The following is a 17,040-nucleotide window of genomic DNA, read 5'->3' on the forward strand; positions in this document are numbered from 1 at the left end:
CCGGGCGTCTCCGCCGGCCACCGACACGGGTAGCCTGTCTGGAGTGCGATCCGCCGCTGTTTCCCGGGGCTCAATCGTCGGCAGGGACGTGGAGCGCAAGGTCATTGACGATCTGCTCCAGGGCGCGCGGTCGGGCCGTGGTGGGGCGCTTGTGGTGCGCGGCGAGGCCGGCATCGGCAAGAGCACCCTGCTGGCCCACGCCCGCGACGCGGCGTCCGACGCACGCGTCATCCAGGCGTCCGGCGCGGAGTTCGAACGGGAGTTGCCCTTCGGCGCGCTGCACCAGCTGTGCATGCCGGTCCTCGATCACCTCGGTGATCTGCCCGCCCGGCACGCCGACGCACTCCGGGTCGCCTTCGGACTCACGGCGGGTGAGCCCGACCTGTTCCACATCGGCGTGGCGACCCTGGGTCTGCTGACCGCCGCGGCCCGGGCACATCCCCTGCTGTGTGTGGTCGACGACGCCCACTGGCTGGACACGGCGTCGTCGAAGGCGCTGGCGTTCGTCGGCCGGCGGGTGGCCGCCGAGCCCGTCGTCATGCTGTTCGCGCTGCGGATGCCCGCCCCGGACGAATTGCACGTGCTACCGGGCCTCGACGTTGGTGGGCTGAGCGACGCCGATGCGCGAAGCCTGCTCGCGGCCCGACGGCACCTGCTCCTCGACGAGCAGGTGCTCAACCGTCTGCTGGCCGAGGCTCGGGGAAATCCGTTGGCGTTGCTCGAACTGCCCACGGCGGGCGGCTTCGGGCCGTCGGGTGCCGACCCGGTGCCGACCCGGATCGAGCACAGCTTCCAGGCCCGGCTGTCGGATCTGCCGGACGAGGCCCGTCACCTGCTGACCGTGGCGAGCGCCGACCCGACCGGCGATCCCACGATCCTGTGGTCGGCCGTACGCCTGTTGGGCATCGACGTGTCGACCGCCAGCGCCAGCGCTGCCACGACTGGGCTGGTCGAGTTCGCCAGCGGCATCCACTTCTGCCACCCGCTGGCCCGCTCCGCGGTCTATCGAGCCGCGTCGGGGCCCGAACGACAGCAGGCGCACCGGGCGCTGGCCGAGGCGACAGACGCCGGCACCGAGCCGGACCGGCGGGCGTGGCACCGCGCCCAGGCCAGCGTCGGCCCCGACGACGACGTCGCCGCCGAACTCGTACGATCGGCCACCCGCGCCCGGGCGCGCGGCGGTATGGTGGCCGCTGCGGCCTTCCTGGAACGGGCGGCCGAGCTGTCCCAGGAGCCCGCCGGCCGGATCGAACGAACGCTCGCCGCGGCGCAGGCCGCCCTTGTTGCTGGCCGCCCCGATCGGGCCGCGGCGCTGGTCCGGGCGATCGAGCACACCGCGCTCGACGAGTTCCAGATCGCGCACGCCGACGTGGTGCGCGGGCGGATCGCCTTTCAGAGCGACCGGGACGTGAGCGGCCCGGAATTCATGATCCGCGCGGGGGAACGGCTGGCCACGCTGGATCCGGCGCGGGCCCGCAGGTGCCTCGTGGACGCGATCGAGACGAGTCTCCTCGTCGGTCGGGCGAGCAGCGTGCAGGACCTGGTGCTGGCCGCCGCACGGTCGATATCGGTGACCGTCGCACGTCCGGCGGACGTGCTGGATGCGCTGGAAGCGCTCAAGACGGCGGGATACGGCCGCGCGATCCCGTTGATCCGGCAGGTCCTCGATGCCCCCGACGGTCCGGGATGGACCGAGCATCCCGCCCTCGCCCTGATGCTCGCGGCGGAGACGTGGGATCCGCACCGGTATTCGGCGATCGTCGATTGGCTGGTACGGACCGGCCGCGAGTCCGGGTCGCCACTGCTGCTGCGTCTCGGGCTCGCGCAGAACGGCTCGTACGGCGCGCTCACCGCCGACCTCGGCCTGGCGATGGCGTCGATCGCCGAGGAGGAGGCGATCGCTGACGCGACCGGTGGGTCGCCGATGCCCTACCACCGGATCCACCTGGCGGCCATGCGTGGTCGCCGCACCGAGGCGCTGGCGCTGTTCGAGAGTGCCCGGGTCGCGGCAACGACCAGCGGTAGCGGTCTTCTGATCGGCAACATCGACTGGGCGTCGGCGGTGCTGCACAACGGCCTCGCCGACTACCCGGCCGCGCTGGCCGCCGCGCGACGGGCCGTCACGGACGACGCTCTCTTCCTCGCCAGTTTCTCCCTGCCGGAACTGATCGAGGCGGCGGTCCGCTGTGGTGACTTCGACGCCGCCGCGGTGGCGCTGGAATCGCTCGTCGACCGCGCCGACGCCAGCGGAACCGAGACCGGCCTGGGCATCGCGGCGTACGCCCGGGGCCTGGTGACCGGCTCGGAGGAGCAGTACCGGGCCGCCGTGGCGCACCTGGGACGAAGCCCCTTGTTGGCGTATCGGGCCAGGGCCCATCTCGTGTACGGGGAATGGTTGCGGCGCGAGGGTCGCCGACGGGATTGCCGAGAGCACTTGCGCACCGCGCACCGCCTGCTGTCGGAGGCGGGGATGGACGCCTTCGCCCGGCGGGCCGCCGTCGAGCTGCGCGCCACCGGGGAGCGGCCACGCCAGCGGTCCCCACACACGTACGACCAGCTGACGATCCAGGAGCTGCACATCGCCCGACTTGTCGCAGCCGGCGCGACGTCCAACGAGGTGGCCGCGCAACTGTTCATCAGCCCGCGCACGGTGGACACCCACCTGCGCAACATCTTCCGCAAGCTCGGCATCACCTCGCGCCGGCAACTCCGAGGCCGGCCCGACCTCGGGGCGTGACCCGGCCGAAGTCATCGACATTCAAGCCCTGATACGTCTGATCTATAAGTCCGCAGCGATGCACTGATCCTGCCGATCCTGCATGGCCCACCACCACCTTTCCCTGGCGGGATCTCCATGTTCCGGCCCCCCGATCACCCGACGAACCCTGCTGTCCGCTCTCGGCGTGGGAGGGGCCGCGGCTGCCGTCAGCATCTACTACCACTGGGGGTCCTCAGCGTCCTGGCCTTCGCCAACGAGTGGGCGCAGCTGTTCGTCGACGCGAGTGCGAAGTTCGCGGGCCGATGGCCGAGCACCACGACGGGTTCTCCATGTGGAACAGCCAGGCCAACGCATGGAACTCCGCGCACCAGGCGATCGTCACCATTGATCCGATCCGGGTGAGGATGCCGATTCTCGCTCGGGCCCCGGAGGCTGTGGTGGGCACGCTCAGCGCCCAGGTCCGGTGCGGCTGGCGGCTGTCCGCTCTGCCGAGGCCGGGCCATGCATCAGATGTCTAGGTCCTGGTTTCCGCGCCGTGCCGGTCGCAATCGCCCGGAGACGACTTACAACTCCCACTGTTTGCCCGTTGACGTTACACGGGCGAAACGCTTAACGTCTGATGTCTGCGACGGGTGGTGCAACACCAGCTACCCCTGATCATCGGAAGGGATCGTTGTGTTCCCATCCCGCGCTCACCCGTCGCCCGGTTGGTCGCCCTGTTGTCCCCACGGCAACACCAACCGTTGTTCAACACCGTCACCGCCGTCTGAACTTCGAGCAGTCGTGCCTGACGCGCTTCACCGTGACCAGGTGGTCGCGGCACAGCGCCAGGCGTGACTTACCAGATACGGAGAGACCACGATGAACCGGAGAGCACTGCTGAGCGTGGGGCTGACGATGGCCCTCGGAGCCTCGGCCACCTTCATGGCCGGCTGTGGAGAGGACGCGGGGACCGGGGCCGGCGCGGGCGGCGGCAAGCCGCTCGTCGGCGCCGACTACCCGCGCTCCGACACCGACTTCTGGAACTCGTACATCAAGTACATGCCCCAGTTTGCCGACGAGTTGGGCGTCGACCTGAAGACGACCAACTCGCAGAACGACATCGCGAACCTCATCTCCAACACTCAGGCCTTCATAAGCCAGGGCGTCAAGGGGGTGGTGATGGCGCCGCAGGACACCGCCGCGATCGCCCCCACCTTGAAGCAACTGGAAGACAAGAAGATCCCGGTGGTCACCATCGACACCCGGCCGGACACCGGCAAGGTGTTCATGGTCGTCCGTGCCGACAACCGCGCGTACGGCACCAAGGCGTGTCAGTTCCTCGGCACCAAGCTCGGCGGCAAGGGCAAGGTCGTCATGCTTCAGGGTGGTCTTGACTCGATCAACGGCCGGGACCGTACCGAGGCGTTCAACGAGTGCATGAGCAAGGAGTTCCCCGGTATCAAGGTCTTCGGTGAGGCCACCGACTGGAAGGCCGACCTGGCGGCGTCGAAGTTGCAGACCCGCTTCGCGTCGGACCCGGACATCAAGGGCATCTACATGCAGTCCTCGTTCGCGTTGTCGGGCACGCTGCAGATCCTCAAGCAGCGTGGCCTGCAGGTGCCGCCGACCGACCCCAAGCACGTCTTCGTCGTCTCCAACGACGGCATCCCCGAGGAGCTGAAGAACATCGGCGCGGGCCTGATCGATGCCACGGTCAGTCAACCGGCCGACCTGTACGCCAAGTACGGGCTGGAGTACGTCAAGGCGGGGATCGAGGGCAAGACGTTCCAGCCCGGTCCGACCGACCACGGCAGCACCATCATCCAGGTACGCGAGGGTATGCTGGAGGACCAGCTTCCGGCGCCACTGGTCACGCTCGACGGTGCGCCCATCGCGGGCCAGCCCACGCTCAAGTTCGACGACGCCTCCCTGTGGGGCAACACGCCGTGAGCGTCAGTCAGCAGGACTCGACGCACGGGTCGGCCGCCAACGGCCGGCCCGTCGTCGAGGCCGTGAACATCACCAAGCGATTCGGGTCGACGCTGGCCCTGTCCGACGCGGGCATCGTGGTCCGTCCCGGTGAGACGCATGCGCTGGTCGGCCGTAACGGTGCCGGCAAGTCCACATTGGTCAGCATTCTCACCGGGTTGCAGGCCGCGGACTACGGCGCGGTGGCCTTCGACGGTCGCCCGGCGCCGCAACTGGGGGACCGCGACGGCTGGCGGGAGCGGGTGGCGTGCGTCTACCAGAAGTCGACCATCATTCCTGCCCTCACCGTGGCGGAGAACCTGTTCCTCAATCGGCACGCCCGCGGTCCGGGTGGTCTGATCAGCTGGTCGAGGCTGCGCCGTGAGGCCGAGCGCCTGCTCGAGGCGTGGTCGGTCGAGGTGGACGTACGCCAACCGGCCTCGACCCTCTCGGTCGAGCAGCGGCAGTTCGTCGAGATCGCCCGGGCGCTGTCGTTCGGCGCCCGGTTCATCATCCTCGACGAGCCGACCGCCCAGCTCGACGGCGCCGGGATCAACCGGCTGTTCACCAGGATCCAGGACCTGCGCGCGCAGGGCGTGACCTTCCTGTTCATCAGTCATCACCTGCAGGAGATCTACGAGATCTGCGACCAGGTGACGGTCTTCCGGGACGCCCAGCACATCCTCACCGCGCCGGTCGCCGACGTGACCCGTCCAGCGCTGGTCGCTGCGATGACCGGTGAGGACGTGACAATGCCGGTGGCCGATCATCGGCCCCTTCCGCCCGACGCGCCGGTGCTGCTGTCCGTGCAGGACCTGGTCACGTCCTCCGGCGCCGAGCTGTCGCTGCAGGCCCAGGCTGGCGAGGTCGTTGGCATCGCCGGTGGAGGCGGAAGCGGCAAGGTCGAGGTTGCCGAGGCAATCGTCGGGCTGTCTCGACCGGCTGGTGGGACCGTCACCCTCGACGGCCGTGTCCTGCGTCCGGGCAGTGTGCCGGACGCCCTCGCCGCTGGCGTCGGCTTGGTGCCGCAGGACCGGCACCGGGAAGGTCTGGTGCCACTGCTGTCCATCGCGGAGAACATCACGATGACCGTGCCGGGTCGTATCGAACGACACGGTGTCATCTCCCCGGCCCGACGCGACGCCCTGGCCCGGAAGGCGATCGCCGATCTCGCGATCAAGGCGGCCGGGCCGCAGGTGCCGGTCTCTGACCTGTCCGGCGGCAACCAGCAGAAGGTCGTCATGGGCCGGGCCCTGGCCAGCGATCCGAAGCTGCTGGTCCTCATCACCCCGACCGCCGGCGTTGACGTGCGGTCCAAGCAGACCCTCCTCGGTGTCGTGGAGGACGTACGCCGCCGCGGCACCACCGTCCTGGTGGTCTCGGATGAGCTCGATGACCTGCGCATCTGCGATCGCGTGCTGGTCATGTTCCAGGGACGGGTCGTCGATGAGATGGCCCACGGCTGGAGCGACAACGATCTGGTAGCCGCCATGGAAGGTGTGGATCTTCACCATGTCTGAGACGCTGTCCACCGCCACGCCCTCGCCCGCGTCGGCTCCACCGCCGTCCACACCACCGGCGGTCTCGTCACGCAGCCTCGCCATCGCGCGCCTGCGCGACCTTGCCCTGGTTCCGGCGATCATCGCGGTTGCGATCGTCGGGTCGATCGTCAGTCCGGTCTTCCTCAGCTCCGACAACATCATCAACGTGCTGCAGAGCATGTCGGAGATCGCCATCGTGGTCCTCGCCCAGACTCTCGTCCTGATCACCGGCAGGATGGACCTGTCCCTGGAGTCGACCTTCGGCCTCGCGCCGGGCATCGCCGCCTGGTTGATCATCGACCCTGCCCTCACCCGAGGGCTGGGGCTCAACGTGTTGCCGGAGTTCTGGGCGGTGCCGGTCGTCCTCCTCGTCGGTGCTCTCGTCGGCGCCTTCAACGGACTACTCATCGTCCGCTTCGGCCTCAACGGATTCATCGTCACCTTGGGCATGCTCATTGTCCTGCGAGGGCTGCTCACCGGGATCTCCGGCGGTCAGACCTTCTTCGCGCTTCCGGAATCGATGACCTACCTCGGCTCGGCCTCCTGGTTCGGGGTGCCCGCCTCGATCTGGGTGTCTTTGCTGCTGTTCGCCGCTGGGATCGTGGTCCTCGGCTACACCCGCGTCGGCCGGGCGCTCTACGCGATCGGCGGCAACGAGGACGCGGCGCGGGCGGCGGGTATCCGCACCGATCGGGTGCTGTGGATCGCGCTCATCGTTGCCAGTGTCCTCGCGGCGCTGGCCGGCCTGCTGATCAGCGGCCGACTCGCGGCGGTACCGGCGGCCCAGGGCACCGGCGCGATCTTCCAGGTCTTCGCCGCTGCGGTGATCGGCGGTGTCAGCCTCAACGGTGGCAAGGGCAGCGTCTTCGGCGCCTTCACCGGTGTGCTGCTGCTCTTCATGATCATCAACGTGCTGACCCTGGCTGGGGTGCCAGCGCAGTGGACGAACTTCCTCAACGGCACCGTCATCCTGGTGGCGCTGGTGGTCTCCCGCATCACCGGAGGCAAGGCGCAGACATGAGGTTTGCCGGGCCGTCGGCCAGACCCATCGCGAGGCAGACCCACCCGTCCGGTCGCATCGAGACCGGCGTTCAATCTCCTGGGAGTTTCGGTGAGTGAGCACATCACGTCCGTAGACACCGTGGACGTTCGGTTCCCCACGTCCCTGCACCGGGACGGGTCAGACGCGATGAACCCGTTTCCGGACTACTCAGCCGCGTACGTCGTCCTGAAGACCTCGGCAGGCGCCGAGGGGCACGGCCTGGTCTTCACGGTGGGTCGCGGCACCGAGATCCAGGTCGCAGCCGTCCAGTCGCTTGCACCGATGCTTGTCGGTCAGCCGGTCGACGAGCTGACCGCCGACCCTGGGGCACTGACCCGACGGCTCGTCGGCGACAGCCAGATCCGCTGGCTGGGCCCGGAGAAGGGGGTCGTGCACATGGCCGCCGGTGGCCTGGCCAACGCGGTATGGGACCTCGCCGCCCGGCGGGCGGGAAAGCCGCTGTGGAAGCTGCTCGCCGACCTCACCCCGCAGCAACTCGTCGCGCAGGTTGATTTCCGCTACCTGCGCGACGCGCTGACCGAGGACGAGGCGCTATCGCTGTTGCGTGCCGCCGAAGGCGGGCGCGCCGAGCGGGAGCGCCAGCTCCTCGCCGAGGGATACCCGGCGTACACCACCACCCCCGGTTGGCTCGGATACGACGACGAGAAACTTGAGTGGTTGTGCCGGGAAGCGGTCGACGCCGGGTACCGGCTGATCAAGCTCAAGGTCGGCGGGAACCTTGCCGACGATGTACGCAGGATGGGCATCGCCCGGATGGCCGTCGGGCCGGACGTCCGCATCGCGGTCGACGCCAACCAGATCTGGGGTGTGCCCGAGGCGATCAGGTGGATGCGCGAACTCGCCGAGTTCGACCCGTACTGGATCGAGGAACCGACGTCCCCGGACGACGTGCTCGGACACGCCGCGGTACGCAAGGCCCTCGCTCCCGTCAGGGTGGCCACCGGCGAGCACGTGCACAACGCGGTGATGTTCAAGCAGATGTTGCAGGCCGACGCCGTCGACGTGGTGCAGATTGACGCCTGCCGGGTCGCCGGCGTCAACGAGAACCTGGCCATCCTGCTGCTCGCCGCGAAGTTCGGGGTTCCGGTCTGCCCGCACGCCGGGGGAGTGGGGCTGTGCGAGCTGGTGCAGCACCTGGCCATGTTCGACTTCGTCGCCCTCAGCGGCAGCACCGAGGACCGGGCCATCGAGTACGTCGACCACCTGCACGAGCACTTCACCGACCCGGTCCGGCTCAATGGGGGGCGGTACCTTGCGCCTACCGCGCCGGGCATGAGTGCACAGATCCTCCCGGCCACACTCACCGACTACCGGTTCCCCGACGGCCCGCAGTGGGCCGCCGCAGCGGGGGAACCGACGGCATGATCATCGATGCGCATCATCATCTGTGGCGGCCCGAACGTGGTTACGACTGGCTCGACGCGCCCGAGCTCGCCGCCATCCGCAGGCCGTTCACCCCGGCTGACCTGATCACCGAACTGACCGCGTCCGGCGTACACGGCACAGTGCTGGTGGAGGGCGGGCGCTGTCACCCCGACGAAACGGTCGAGTTCCTCGGCTACGCCGCCGACACTCCGCCGATACTCGCGGTGGTGGCCTGGCTCGACGTGGCAGGCGGCGACGTCTCCGCCACCATCGCGCGCTACCGCGCACATCGCGGTGGTGAGTTGCTGGCCGGAGTGCGCTCGCAGGTGCAGGGCGAGGCGGACCCCGACTACCTCGACCGACCCGAGGTGCGCCGCGGGCTCGCCGAAATCGCCGCCGCCGGGCTCGCATTCGACCTGGTGATCCGTGCCGACCAGCTACCGGCAGCAGCCCGCGCGGCTAGGGAACTGCCGCACCTGCGGTTCGTCCTCGACCACCTGGGCAAGCCTCGGATCGACGAGGGTGCGGCAGGGTTGCGCAGCTGGAGCGGGCCGGTGGCCGCCCTGGCCGCCAACCCCAACGTCACCGCCAAGCTGTCCGGCCTGATCACCGAGGCCGGACCCGGTTGGTCAGCGGACGACCTGCGCCCGTTCGTCGAGGTAGCGGTCGCCCAGTTCGGGCCCGATCGTCTGATGTTTGGCTCGGACTGGCCGGTCTGCCTGCTCCGGTCGGACTATCCGGGCGTACGCCAGGCGCTGGAGACCGCTCTTCCGCCGCTGTCAGCCGCCGAGCGGCAGGACATCTTCGCCGCTACCGCCGTGCGCACCTATGGCCTGGCCGAACGGGCCGGGCGGCTCATGCCGACAACGTGACGACACCGACCCGGAGTCACGCGTCCGCCGCCGTGGCGGCAAGCGCCGTACGCAACCACGCTTCGGAGGTGTTGACATGCACCAGCGCGCTCGCCTGAGCGAGCAGTTGGTCGCGCGAGCGCAGCGCCAGGTAGATCGCCCGGTGTTCGTCGATCGTCGTGTGCGCCGCGTTGCCCTCTATCAAACCGCGCCACACCCGGGCCCGCACCGTCCGACTGGACAGGCCGTCGAGCAGCGAGGTCAGGGTCTCGTTGCCGGTGGTCGCGATGACGGTGTGGTGGAAGGCGGTGTCGAACTGGATCAACTTCTCGGCGTCGTCGGCCGACGCCCGCATGTCCTCGAGAATCCGGGCGAGCTCGTCGAGCTGCGCGTCGGTCATCCGCAACGCCGCGACGCCGGTAGCCACCGGTTCAAGCATCCGGCGCACCTCCATGACCTCCAGCAACGTGTCGTCGCGCAGCAGCTCCACCGCGACGCCCAAGCCCTCCAGCAGGAGCCGGGGCCCGAGACTGGTGACGTACGTGCCGTCACCGCGCCGTACGTCGAGCACGCGGGCCGACTCGAGCACCTTCACCGCCTCACGAACCCCGCTGCGCGACAGCCCGATCTGCGCGGCCAGTTGCGGCTCGGGGGGCAACCGTGCGCCCGGCGGCAGCTCACCGCTCTGGATCATGCCTCGGATCTTGGCGATCGCGTCGTCGGTCAGTGCCATCCCCGCCCCCTTCGGGCCGGCCCGCCACCTGCCGCCGGCATGACGCAGCGGCGTTCGGCGAGTACCGGAACCCATCACCACTATAGAGACGTACGACGTTTGGTGCAGTCGAGGCTCCGTCGGCTGGATGCCCTCGCGCGCGACGGACGGTGTCGGACTCGCCGTGTGTCATCGCATGCCGACCAGTTCGGCCCGTGTCTCCCGGAAGGTGGGTGATCCGATGCAGTACCGTCCCCTTGGCCGCACCGGGCTGAACGTGTCGATGCTCGGCTACGGCGCCTCGCCGCTTGGCGGCGTGTTCGGCGAGATCGATGAGCGGGAGGGCACCCGCGCCGTCCGGACCGCCCTCGACCTCGGCGTGAACATCATCGACGTGTCGCCCTACTACGGTGCCACCGTCGCCGAGACGGTGCTCGGCCGAGCCCTCCGCGGAGTCGACCGCGAAAGCTACGTCCTGGCCAGCAAGGTCGGCCGCTATGGCGAGTCGACGTTCGACTTCTCCGCGACACGCGTCACCGCCAGCGTCGAGGAGAGCCTCACTCGGCTCGGCACGGACCACCTCGACCTCATCCAGTGTCACGACATCGAGTTCGGCGACCTCGACCAGATCATCGACGAGACGCTTCCCGCCCTGGCCGAACTCCGTGCGGCGGGGAAGGTCCGATTCCTCGGCATCACCGGGTATCCGCTGGCCGCGCTCACCCGGGTCGCGGCCACGGTGCCGGTGGACACCGTCCTGTCGTACTGCCGCTACACGCTTCTGGACCGTGCGCTGGCCGCCGTCGTACCCGACCTCGCGGCCTCCGGTACGGCGGTGATGAACGCGTCGCCACTGGCGATGGGGTTGCTCTCCCGACGCGGCGCCCCCGCCTGGCACCCCGCGTCCCCGGCGGTACGTCAGGCCGCCGCCGCCGCTGCCGAACTCTGCGCGCGACATGGCGTCGACATTGCGCAGGTGGCGCTGAGATTCGCCGCCGCGCCGATGGAGTTCGCCACCACCTTCGTCGGGTCGGCCAGCGCGGACAACATGGCCCGCAACGTGCGCTGGGCGCTGTCGGAGACCGACCCCGAGCTGCTTCAGGACATCGAGAAGCTGCTCGCTCCGGTGCTCAACCACAGTTGGCCCAGCGGCCGGCCGGAAAACAACACCCCTGCGGCGGGAGTCGCTGGCCGACCTCTGGCCGGGGCATCGGCGGGCACCCCCGCAACAGATCTGGCACCTGAACGAGGAGGCGGCGTGAACCGCAGCGCACACTATGTCGGTAGCGAGACCTTCGTCGTCGAGGAGACCGACGACGTGCCACCCGGCCCGGGCCAGGTGCGCGTCCGGGTGGCGTACACCGGTATCTGCGGCACCGACCTGCACATCGCGCACGGCGCGATGGATCAGCGGGTACGCGTGCCGGCGGTGATCGGGCACGAGATGTCGGGTCGCGTCGTCGAGGTCGGCACGGACGTCGACGGTCACCGCGTGGGCGATCCGGTGACCGTGCTGCCGCTGGACTGGTGCGGTGAGTGCCCGGCCTGTCGCGCGGGCCACACCCACATCTGTCACCGCCTGAACTTCATCGGCATCGACTCGCCGGGCTCCATGCAGCGGTACTGGACGGTGCCCGCGCGGGTCCTGGTACCACTGCCCGAGGACCTACCCCTGGCGCACGGCGCGCTGGTCGAGCCCACGGCGGTGGCCGTGCACGACGTTCGGCGGTCCCGGCTCGTCGCCGGCGAGCACGCGGTCGTCATCGGTGCTGGTCCGGTCGGCCTGCTCATCGGCGTGGTCGCCAGGGCGGCCGGCGCGATGGTGACCGTGCTCGAACTCGATCCGCGTCGGCGGGCGCTCGCCGTCGAGCTCGGCATGTCCGCCGTGGACCCGGCCGCGGTCGACGCCACACAGTACGTGCAGGAGGTTACCGGGGGAGCGGGCGCCGACGTCGTGTTCGAGGTGTCCGGCTCCGCGTCCGGCGTCCGCACCGCTACGGACCTGCTCGCCGTACGCGGGCGGCTCGTGGTCGTCGCGATCCACCCCCAGCCTCGTGAGGTGGACCTTCACCGGATCTTCTGGCGCGAGCTGGAGGTGATCGGCGTACGGGTGTACCAGCACGAGGACTATGCCGAGGCGGTCCGGCTGGTACACGGCGGGCAGGTGCCCGCGGACCGGCTCATCTCCCGCATCGTGCCACTGGACGAGGTGGCACAGGCGTTCCAGGCGCTCGCCGCCGGCGGCGACGTGAAGGTGCTCATCGACTGTGGAGGAGACGCGTGAACCCGTTCGACCTGACCGGACGCTTGGCCGTGGTGACCGGATGCCGCCGCGGCATCGGTCTGGCGATGGCGGAGGCACTTGCGGCAGCGGGCGCTGACGTGATCGGCGTCAGCGCCACGCTGGAGGAGACCGGCAGCACCGTCGCGGAGCGGGTGGCGGCCCATGGTCGCTCGTTCGTGCCGTACCGCGCGGATCTGTCGGACCACGACGCCGTTCGTGCACTCGCCAGGTGGCTCGGCGAGCGGGAGCAGCCGGTCGACATCCTCGTCAACAATGCCGGCACGATCCGGCGGGCCCCGGCCGCGGAGCACTCCGACGAGGACTGGGCCCACGTGTTGGAGGTCAACCTGACCGCCCCGTTCGTTCTCGCCCGCGAAGTGGGCCGGGACATGGTCCGACGCGGCACCGGAAAGATCATTTTTACGGCGTCGATGCTGAGCTTCCAAGGGGGCGTGACAGTCCCCGGCTACGCCGCCGCGAAGTCCGGGATCGCCGGAGTGACGCGCGCGTTGGCCAACGAGTGGGCGCGCCACGGGGTCAACGTCAATGCCATCGCACCTGGTTACATCAGTACGGACAACACCGCGGCGCTGCGGGAGCAGCCCGAGCGCAACAGCGCGATCCTGGAGCGGATCCCGGCCGGACGGTGGGGCCGACCCGAGGATCTCGCCGGAGTCACTGTCTTCCTGGCCTCGGACGCGGCCGCCTACGTGAACGGCGCCATCGTCCCGGTCGACGGCGGCTGGCTGGCCCGCTGAGGTGTCGCAGCGCTCCGCCAGCCGGGTGTCGCGTCTCGCCACGCCCGACCCGAGGCCCCTCCGTTGGAAAGCTCGTTGGGGTCGAACGACGCGTGTGGCCTGGGGAACCGCACCGACCAACTCCGGCTGCTGACGACGGTGCTCGACGGAGCGCCCGTGCCCGCGCCGGAACCCCTCGGGGAGCCGTCGGAGGTGTTCGACCTGTCAGTGGAAGACTCTTCACCGAACAGTTGTGCGGGCAGCCACCCCTGACTGTGCGTCTAGCCGCGGCCCTGCTGAACGCCGATGCCACCCGTACCATCGAAGATCAATAGACGGCGCCTGCTGAGGTACGAAGCCTCCTGATCGTGACCGTGGTGGTCGTCCAGGCTCTGGGCCACCACCACGTCGCGGTGCGGTGCGCCACGGCGACCGTCACCAGGATCAGCGCGGCCGGGGTGGCGCGGTGCTACCACGGATGACGAGGGCCGTGCCGAGTTCGTACCGCTCCTGGGCGGCCAGAACGCGGCCGTCAGCCATGGCCAGCGCGAGTCGAGCGGCAGTGGCCCCGATCTCGCCGAACGGCTGTCGAACCGTGGTCAACGGCGGTGCCAGCCACGCTGCCTGATCGACATCGTCGAAGCCCACCACGCTGAGGTCGTCAGGAATCCGCAGGTTGGCCTCCCGCGCCGCGGCGTAGACACCGAATGCCTGAAGGTCATTGCCACAGACGACAGCAGTTGGCGGGTCAGATCGGTTGAGTAATTGAGCACCGTGTTCACGACCGTCTTCGAAGGTGAAGACACCGCGTCGTTCGAGGGTGTCGTCGAACGGGACGCCGGCGGAGTCCAGCGCGGCTCGGAACCCGTCGAGGCGGGCCCGCGCCGACAGGTCGGCGACCGGTCCGGTGAGCACACCGATCCGCCGGTGACCGAGCTCGACAAGATGCCGAGTCGCGGCGAGAGCACCGCTCCAGTTGTTCGCCCCGACGGCGGGCGTCGGAAACAGATCGCCGGTCGGGTCGATGGCGACGAGCGGTATGCCACTGGTGGCGAACTGCGCCCCGTGCTCGGCGGTGACCAGGGAGAATACCGTGATGACGGCGGTCGGCTGCCGTAGCAGCAGCGGCTCGACCCAGGGTTCTCCCGCCAGCACGCGCCGGTGGACATCCGCGAAGCCGACAGTGCAGTCCCTCGCGCCGGCGACCTCATGGATGCCTTGCAGGATCTCCATGGCGATCGAGGGCATCATCCGGTGAAAGACCACCTCGATGCAGAGGGCGGACCCTCTGGCGTGTCGTCGGCGGTATCCGTGGTCACGGAGCAGCGCCTCTACCCGCTGCCGGGTCTGCTCGCCCACGCCCGCCCTACCGTTGAGAACCTTGGAGACCGTGGGCGGGGACACCCCGGCGAGTTCGGCGATCGTGGCAATGGGCAGGTCGCCGCGGCGGAGCTTGCGGGAGCGCTGGCGTTGACCGTCCTCGATCACAATGTGAAGTCTACGACTGGACGAAGGTCGCGCTCAGCCCGCCCACTCCGTTGTCGGGCGCTCAGACGAATCAGTGTCCTTCCGAGGGCGGTCCGGTAGGGGTAACCCGTCAGCCATGGTCCGTGAGCTGCGGAAATGATAGCGATAACATTTCGCGGCCGGGCTTCCGGAGAAGATCACCGCTCAGCTCACATGCCCTTCGCCGAAAACTTTCGCGAAATCTCACCGTCACATCTTGACGATCACGAAGCCATCCATCAGAGTCAATGTCGGGCCATGTTGGCGCACCGTCGGGAGCTCGGACGCCAGCATCGAAGCATGTCAGCGCGGGATGCCACGGGCAGCGTCTGTTAGCGCTAACACGATCTTCGTCGCCGAACCGGTCATCGTGCCGGTATGGCCCAACCCCGATCGATCAGTGCCGGTGACCCGTGTTGTCGCGTCCCCTGCGGGACTGCGCGTGTCGGCGGCAACCGCCTGACCCAGCCCCGGTGACCCGGCTCGCCACACCGGCAATACCGCCGCCCCGTCGATCTTCACCCTCAACGGCGCCACGTGCGCCCGGTAGGCACCGCAGCGCCGTTTCCCCGGTGCTCCCCGACCGAGGGCCCCGCACGAAGGGGCCGTCCCCACCCGCAAAGGAGTCACGTCATGGCAAGACGTTCGTCCATCGCCAGCGCCCTGGCAACCGCTGCAGTGCTTGTCGCGGCCATGGCTGGCGCCGCGCTCACCAACGAACCGGGCGCCGCGTCGGCCGCCAAGGTCAGCCCACTGGCCGCCACCGCCGGCTGTGGCAAGGCCCCCACCTTGGGCAACGGTACTTACACCGTCCAGAGCAGCGGAAAGAGCCGCAGCTTCATCCTGAAGCTTCCTGACGGGTACGACCGAAACCGCCAGTACCGCCTGGTCTTCGGCTTCCACTGGTGGGGCGGCACCGCCGTCGACGTCGCCACCGGCCAGACGGTCCAGCGGGACGTCTGGTCGTACTACGGGCTGCTGCGGCTGTCGAACAACAGCACGATCTTCGTCGCACCGCAGGGCATCAGCAACGGCTGGGCCAACTCCGGCGGTGAGGACGTCACGTTCGTCGACGACATGCTCCAACGAATCGAAGGTGACCTCTGTGTCGACACGACGCAGCGGTTCTCGGTCGGCTTCAGCTATGGCGGCGCGATGAGCCACGCTCTGGCCTGTGCCCGGCCGAACGTCTTCCGCGCGGTCGCCGTCCAGTCCTCGCCCGGCACCCTCAGTGGATGCAGCGGCGGTACCCAGCCGATCGCTTACCTCGGGGTCCACGGCATCGGGGACAACATCACCAGCGGACGGGCGTTGCGCGACCGCTTCGTGCGAAACAACGGCTGCACGGCGGCGAGCCCACCGGAGCCGAGGGCCGGCAGCCTGACCCACACGGTCTACAACTACTCCGGCTGCCGGGCTGGCTATCCGGTGGCGTGGGCTGCGTTCGACGGTGGGCATATCGCCGCTCCCCAGGACGGCGCCGGTGGTGACAGCGGATCTCGGACCTGGGTCCCCGGGGAGGTGTGGCGATTCTTCACCCAGTTCGCGGGCACCCCGCCGACGACCCCGCCGACGACCCCGCCGACGACGCCTCCAACGGGCGACTGCTCTGCGGCCTACCAGACCGTGAACCAGTGGCCGGGTGGCTTCCAGGCAGACGTCACGGTTACCGCAGGCGCCGCCATCACCGGATGGCGAGTCAGTTGGACGTTCGCGAGTGGGCAGAGCATCACCCAGATCTGGGGCGGTCGTAACGCCCCCAGCGGCAGTACTCAGAACGTCTCCAACGAGGCATGGAATGGCAGCCTCGCCACTGGCGCGTCCACGACCTTTGGTTTCACCGCCAACGGCTCAGCGACGACACCATCTCTCACCTGCACCCGCCTCTGATTCGGGCGGCCCTAGAAACAGGAGAACGTCGATGAAGAGATCGAGAAAGGCCAACGGAGCCCTGGTGTCGGCCGGCGCCGTCCTGCTGGCCTCGGCAGCGGTCGCGGTGGCGGTGCCGGCGGGTGCCGCGGCTGCCGGGTGTTCGGTGGACTACAGCGTGTCGTCGCAGTGGCAGGGCGGATTCGGCGCGAATGTCACCATCACCAATCTCGGTGACGCGGTGACGGGTTGGACGCTGACCTGGCGCTACGACGCGGGACAGACGGTCACGCAGGCGTGGAACGCGACGGTGACGCAGAGCGGTGCCGCTGTCACCGCGAAGAATGTCGGCTACAACGGTGCCTTGCCGACCAACGGGGTGGTCTCGTTCGGTTTCAACGGCTCGTGGACCGGCAGCAACCCCGCTCCGGGCACGTTCGCGG

The 17,040-nt window shown here is 69.2% G+C and carries 13 protein-coding genes; 11 read left to right on the forward strand and 2 right to left on the reverse strand.

Features of this window, described 5'->3' with window-relative positions; all coding sequences use genetic code 11:
- The first annotated feature begins 43 nt into the window (after positions 1-43).
- The 7 genes from QCZ28_RS18270 (at position 44) to QCZ28_RS18300 (ending at position 9,510) form a co-directional block, all read left to right on the forward strand.
- The gene (locus QCZ28_RS18270) at positions 44-2,737 is read left to right on the forward strand and encodes a helix-turn-helix transcriptional regulator (RefSeq protein WP_279517769.1); all 2,694 of its coding nucleotides are present in this window, start codon (positions 44-46) and stop codon (positions 2,735-2,737) included.
- A gap of 311 nt (positions 2,738-3,048) precedes the next feature.
- Entirely contained in the window at positions 3,049-3,237 is a 189-nt protein-coding gene (locus QCZ28_RS18275; protein ID WP_279517788.1) for a hypothetical protein, read from the forward strand.
- A gap of 343 nt (positions 3,238-3,580) precedes the next feature.
- The gene (locus QCZ28_RS18280) at positions 3,581-4,651 is read left to right on the forward strand and encodes a sugar ABC transporter substrate-binding protein (RefSeq protein ID WP_279517770.1); all 1,071 of its coding nucleotides are present in this window, start codon (positions 3,581-3,583) and stop codon (positions 4,649-4,651) included.
- On the forward strand, positions 4,648-6,189 hold the full coding sequence (locus QCZ28_RS18285) for a sugar ABC transporter ATP-binding protein (RefSeq protein ID WP_279517771.1): 1,542 nt from the start codon (positions 4,648-4,650) through the stop codon (positions 6,187-6,189). Before QCZ28_RS18280 ends, QCZ28_RS18285 begins: the two co-directional genes overlap by 4 nt.
- The gene (locus QCZ28_RS18290; protein WP_279517772.1) at positions 6,182-7,231 is read left to right on the forward strand and encodes an ABC transporter permease; all 1,050 of its coding nucleotides are present in this window, start codon (positions 6,182-6,184) and stop codon (positions 7,229-7,231) included. The genes QCZ28_RS18285 and QCZ28_RS18290 overlap by 8 nt, the downstream gene beginning before the upstream one ends.
- Positions 7,232-7,321: 90 nt before the next feature.
- Positions 7,322-8,638: an enolase C-terminal domain-like protein gene (locus QCZ28_RS18295; protein WP_279517773.1), complete on the forward strand. Its 1,317-nt coding sequence runs from the start codon at positions 7,322-7,324 to the stop codon at positions 8,636-8,638.
- Positions 8,635-9,510 (forward strand): amidohydrolase family protein, encoded by an 876-nt coding sequence (locus QCZ28_RS18300; RefSeq protein WP_279517774.1) that lies wholly within the window; start codon positions 8,635-8,637, stop codon positions 9,508-9,510. Before QCZ28_RS18295 ends, QCZ28_RS18300 begins: the two co-directional genes overlap by 4 nt.
- 16 nt (positions 9,511-9,526) lie before the next feature.
- Here QCZ28_RS18300 and QCZ28_RS18305 read toward each other — a convergent pair whose 3' ends face one another.
- Entirely contained in the window at positions 9,527-10,222 is a 696-nt protein-coding gene (locus QCZ28_RS18305) for a FadR/GntR family transcriptional regulator (RefSeq protein WP_279517775.1), read from the reverse strand.
- Positions 10,223-10,442: 220 nt separating this feature from the next.
- Between QCZ28_RS18305 and QCZ28_RS18310 the strand changes: the two genes are divergently transcribed.
- Positions 10,443-12,485 carry an aldo/keto reductase gene (locus tag QCZ28_RS18310; RefSeq protein WP_279517776.1) on the forward strand — a complete coding sequence of 681 codons (2,043 nt, stop codon included), beginning with the start codon at positions 10,443-10,445 and terminating at the stop codon, positions 12,483-12,485.
- The gene (locus QCZ28_RS18315) at positions 12,482-13,243 is read left to right on the forward strand and encodes an SDR family oxidoreductase (protein ID WP_279517777.1); all 762 of its coding nucleotides are present in this window, start codon (positions 12,482-12,484) and stop codon (positions 13,241-13,243) included. Before QCZ28_RS18310 ends, QCZ28_RS18315 begins: the two co-directional genes overlap by 4 nt.
- A gap of 423 nt (positions 13,244-13,666) precedes the next feature.
- Here the strand turns inward: QCZ28_RS18315 and QCZ28_RS18320 are convergent, their stop codons facing one another.
- The gene (locus QCZ28_RS18320; protein WP_279517778.1) at positions 13,667-14,710 is read right to left on the reverse strand and encodes a LacI family DNA-binding transcriptional regulator; all 1,044 of its coding nucleotides are present in this window, start codon (positions 14,708-14,710) and stop codon (positions 13,667-13,669) included.
- Positions 14,711-15,361: 651 nt separating this feature from the next.
- Between QCZ28_RS18320 and QCZ28_RS18325 the strand changes: the two genes are divergently transcribed.
- Positions 15,362-16,618 carry a cellulose binding domain-containing protein gene (locus QCZ28_RS18325; RefSeq protein WP_279517779.1) on the forward strand — a complete coding sequence of 419 codons (1,257 nt, stop codon included), beginning with the start codon at positions 15,362-15,364 and terminating at the stop codon, positions 16,616-16,618.
- A 31-nt stretch (positions 16,619-16,649) separates the two neighbouring features.
- A partial coding sequence (locus tag QCZ28_RS18330) for a cellulose binding domain-containing protein (protein ID WP_279517780.1) occupies positions 16,650-17,040 on the forward strand: 391 nt, incomplete at its 3' end.

It is taken from the genome of Micromonospora sp. DH14 (genome assembly GCF_029809455.1).
Lineage (GTDB): Bacteria > Actinomycetota > Actinomycetes > Mycobacteriales > Micromonosporaceae > Micromonospora > Micromonospora parva.

What these genes read in the sequence shown, in the direction of transcription:
- QCZ28_RS18275 (WP_279517788.1), top strand. Translation starts at nt 3,049, where the DNA reads ATGTGGAACAGCCAGGCCAACGCATGGAACTCCGCGCACCAGGCGATC.
- QCZ28_RS18280 (WP_279517770.1), top strand. Translation starts at nt 3,581, where the DNA reads ATGAACCGGAGAGCACTGCTGAGCGTGGGGCTGACGATGGCCCTCGGA.
- QCZ28_RS18290 (WP_279517772.1), top strand. Translation starts at nt 6,182, where the DNA reads ATGTCTGAGACGCTGTCCACCGCCACGCCCTCGCCCGCGTCGGCTCCA.
- QCZ28_RS18300 (WP_279517774.1), top strand. Translation starts at nt 8,635, where the DNA reads ATGATCATCGATGCGCATCATCATCTGTGGCGGCCCGAACGTGGTTAC.
- QCZ28_RS18305 (WP_279517775.1), bottom strand. Translation starts at nt 10,222, where the DNA reads ATGGCACTGACCGACGACGCGATCGCCAAGATCCGAGGCATGATCCAG.
- QCZ28_RS18310 (WP_279517776.1), top strand. Translation starts at nt 10,443, where the DNA reads ATGCAGTACCGTCCCCTTGGCCGCACCGGGCTGAACGTGTCGATGCTC.
- QCZ28_RS18325 (WP_279517779.1), top strand. Translation starts at nt 15,362, where the DNA reads ATGGCAAGACGTTCGTCCATCGCCAGCGCCCTGGCAACCGCTGCAGTG.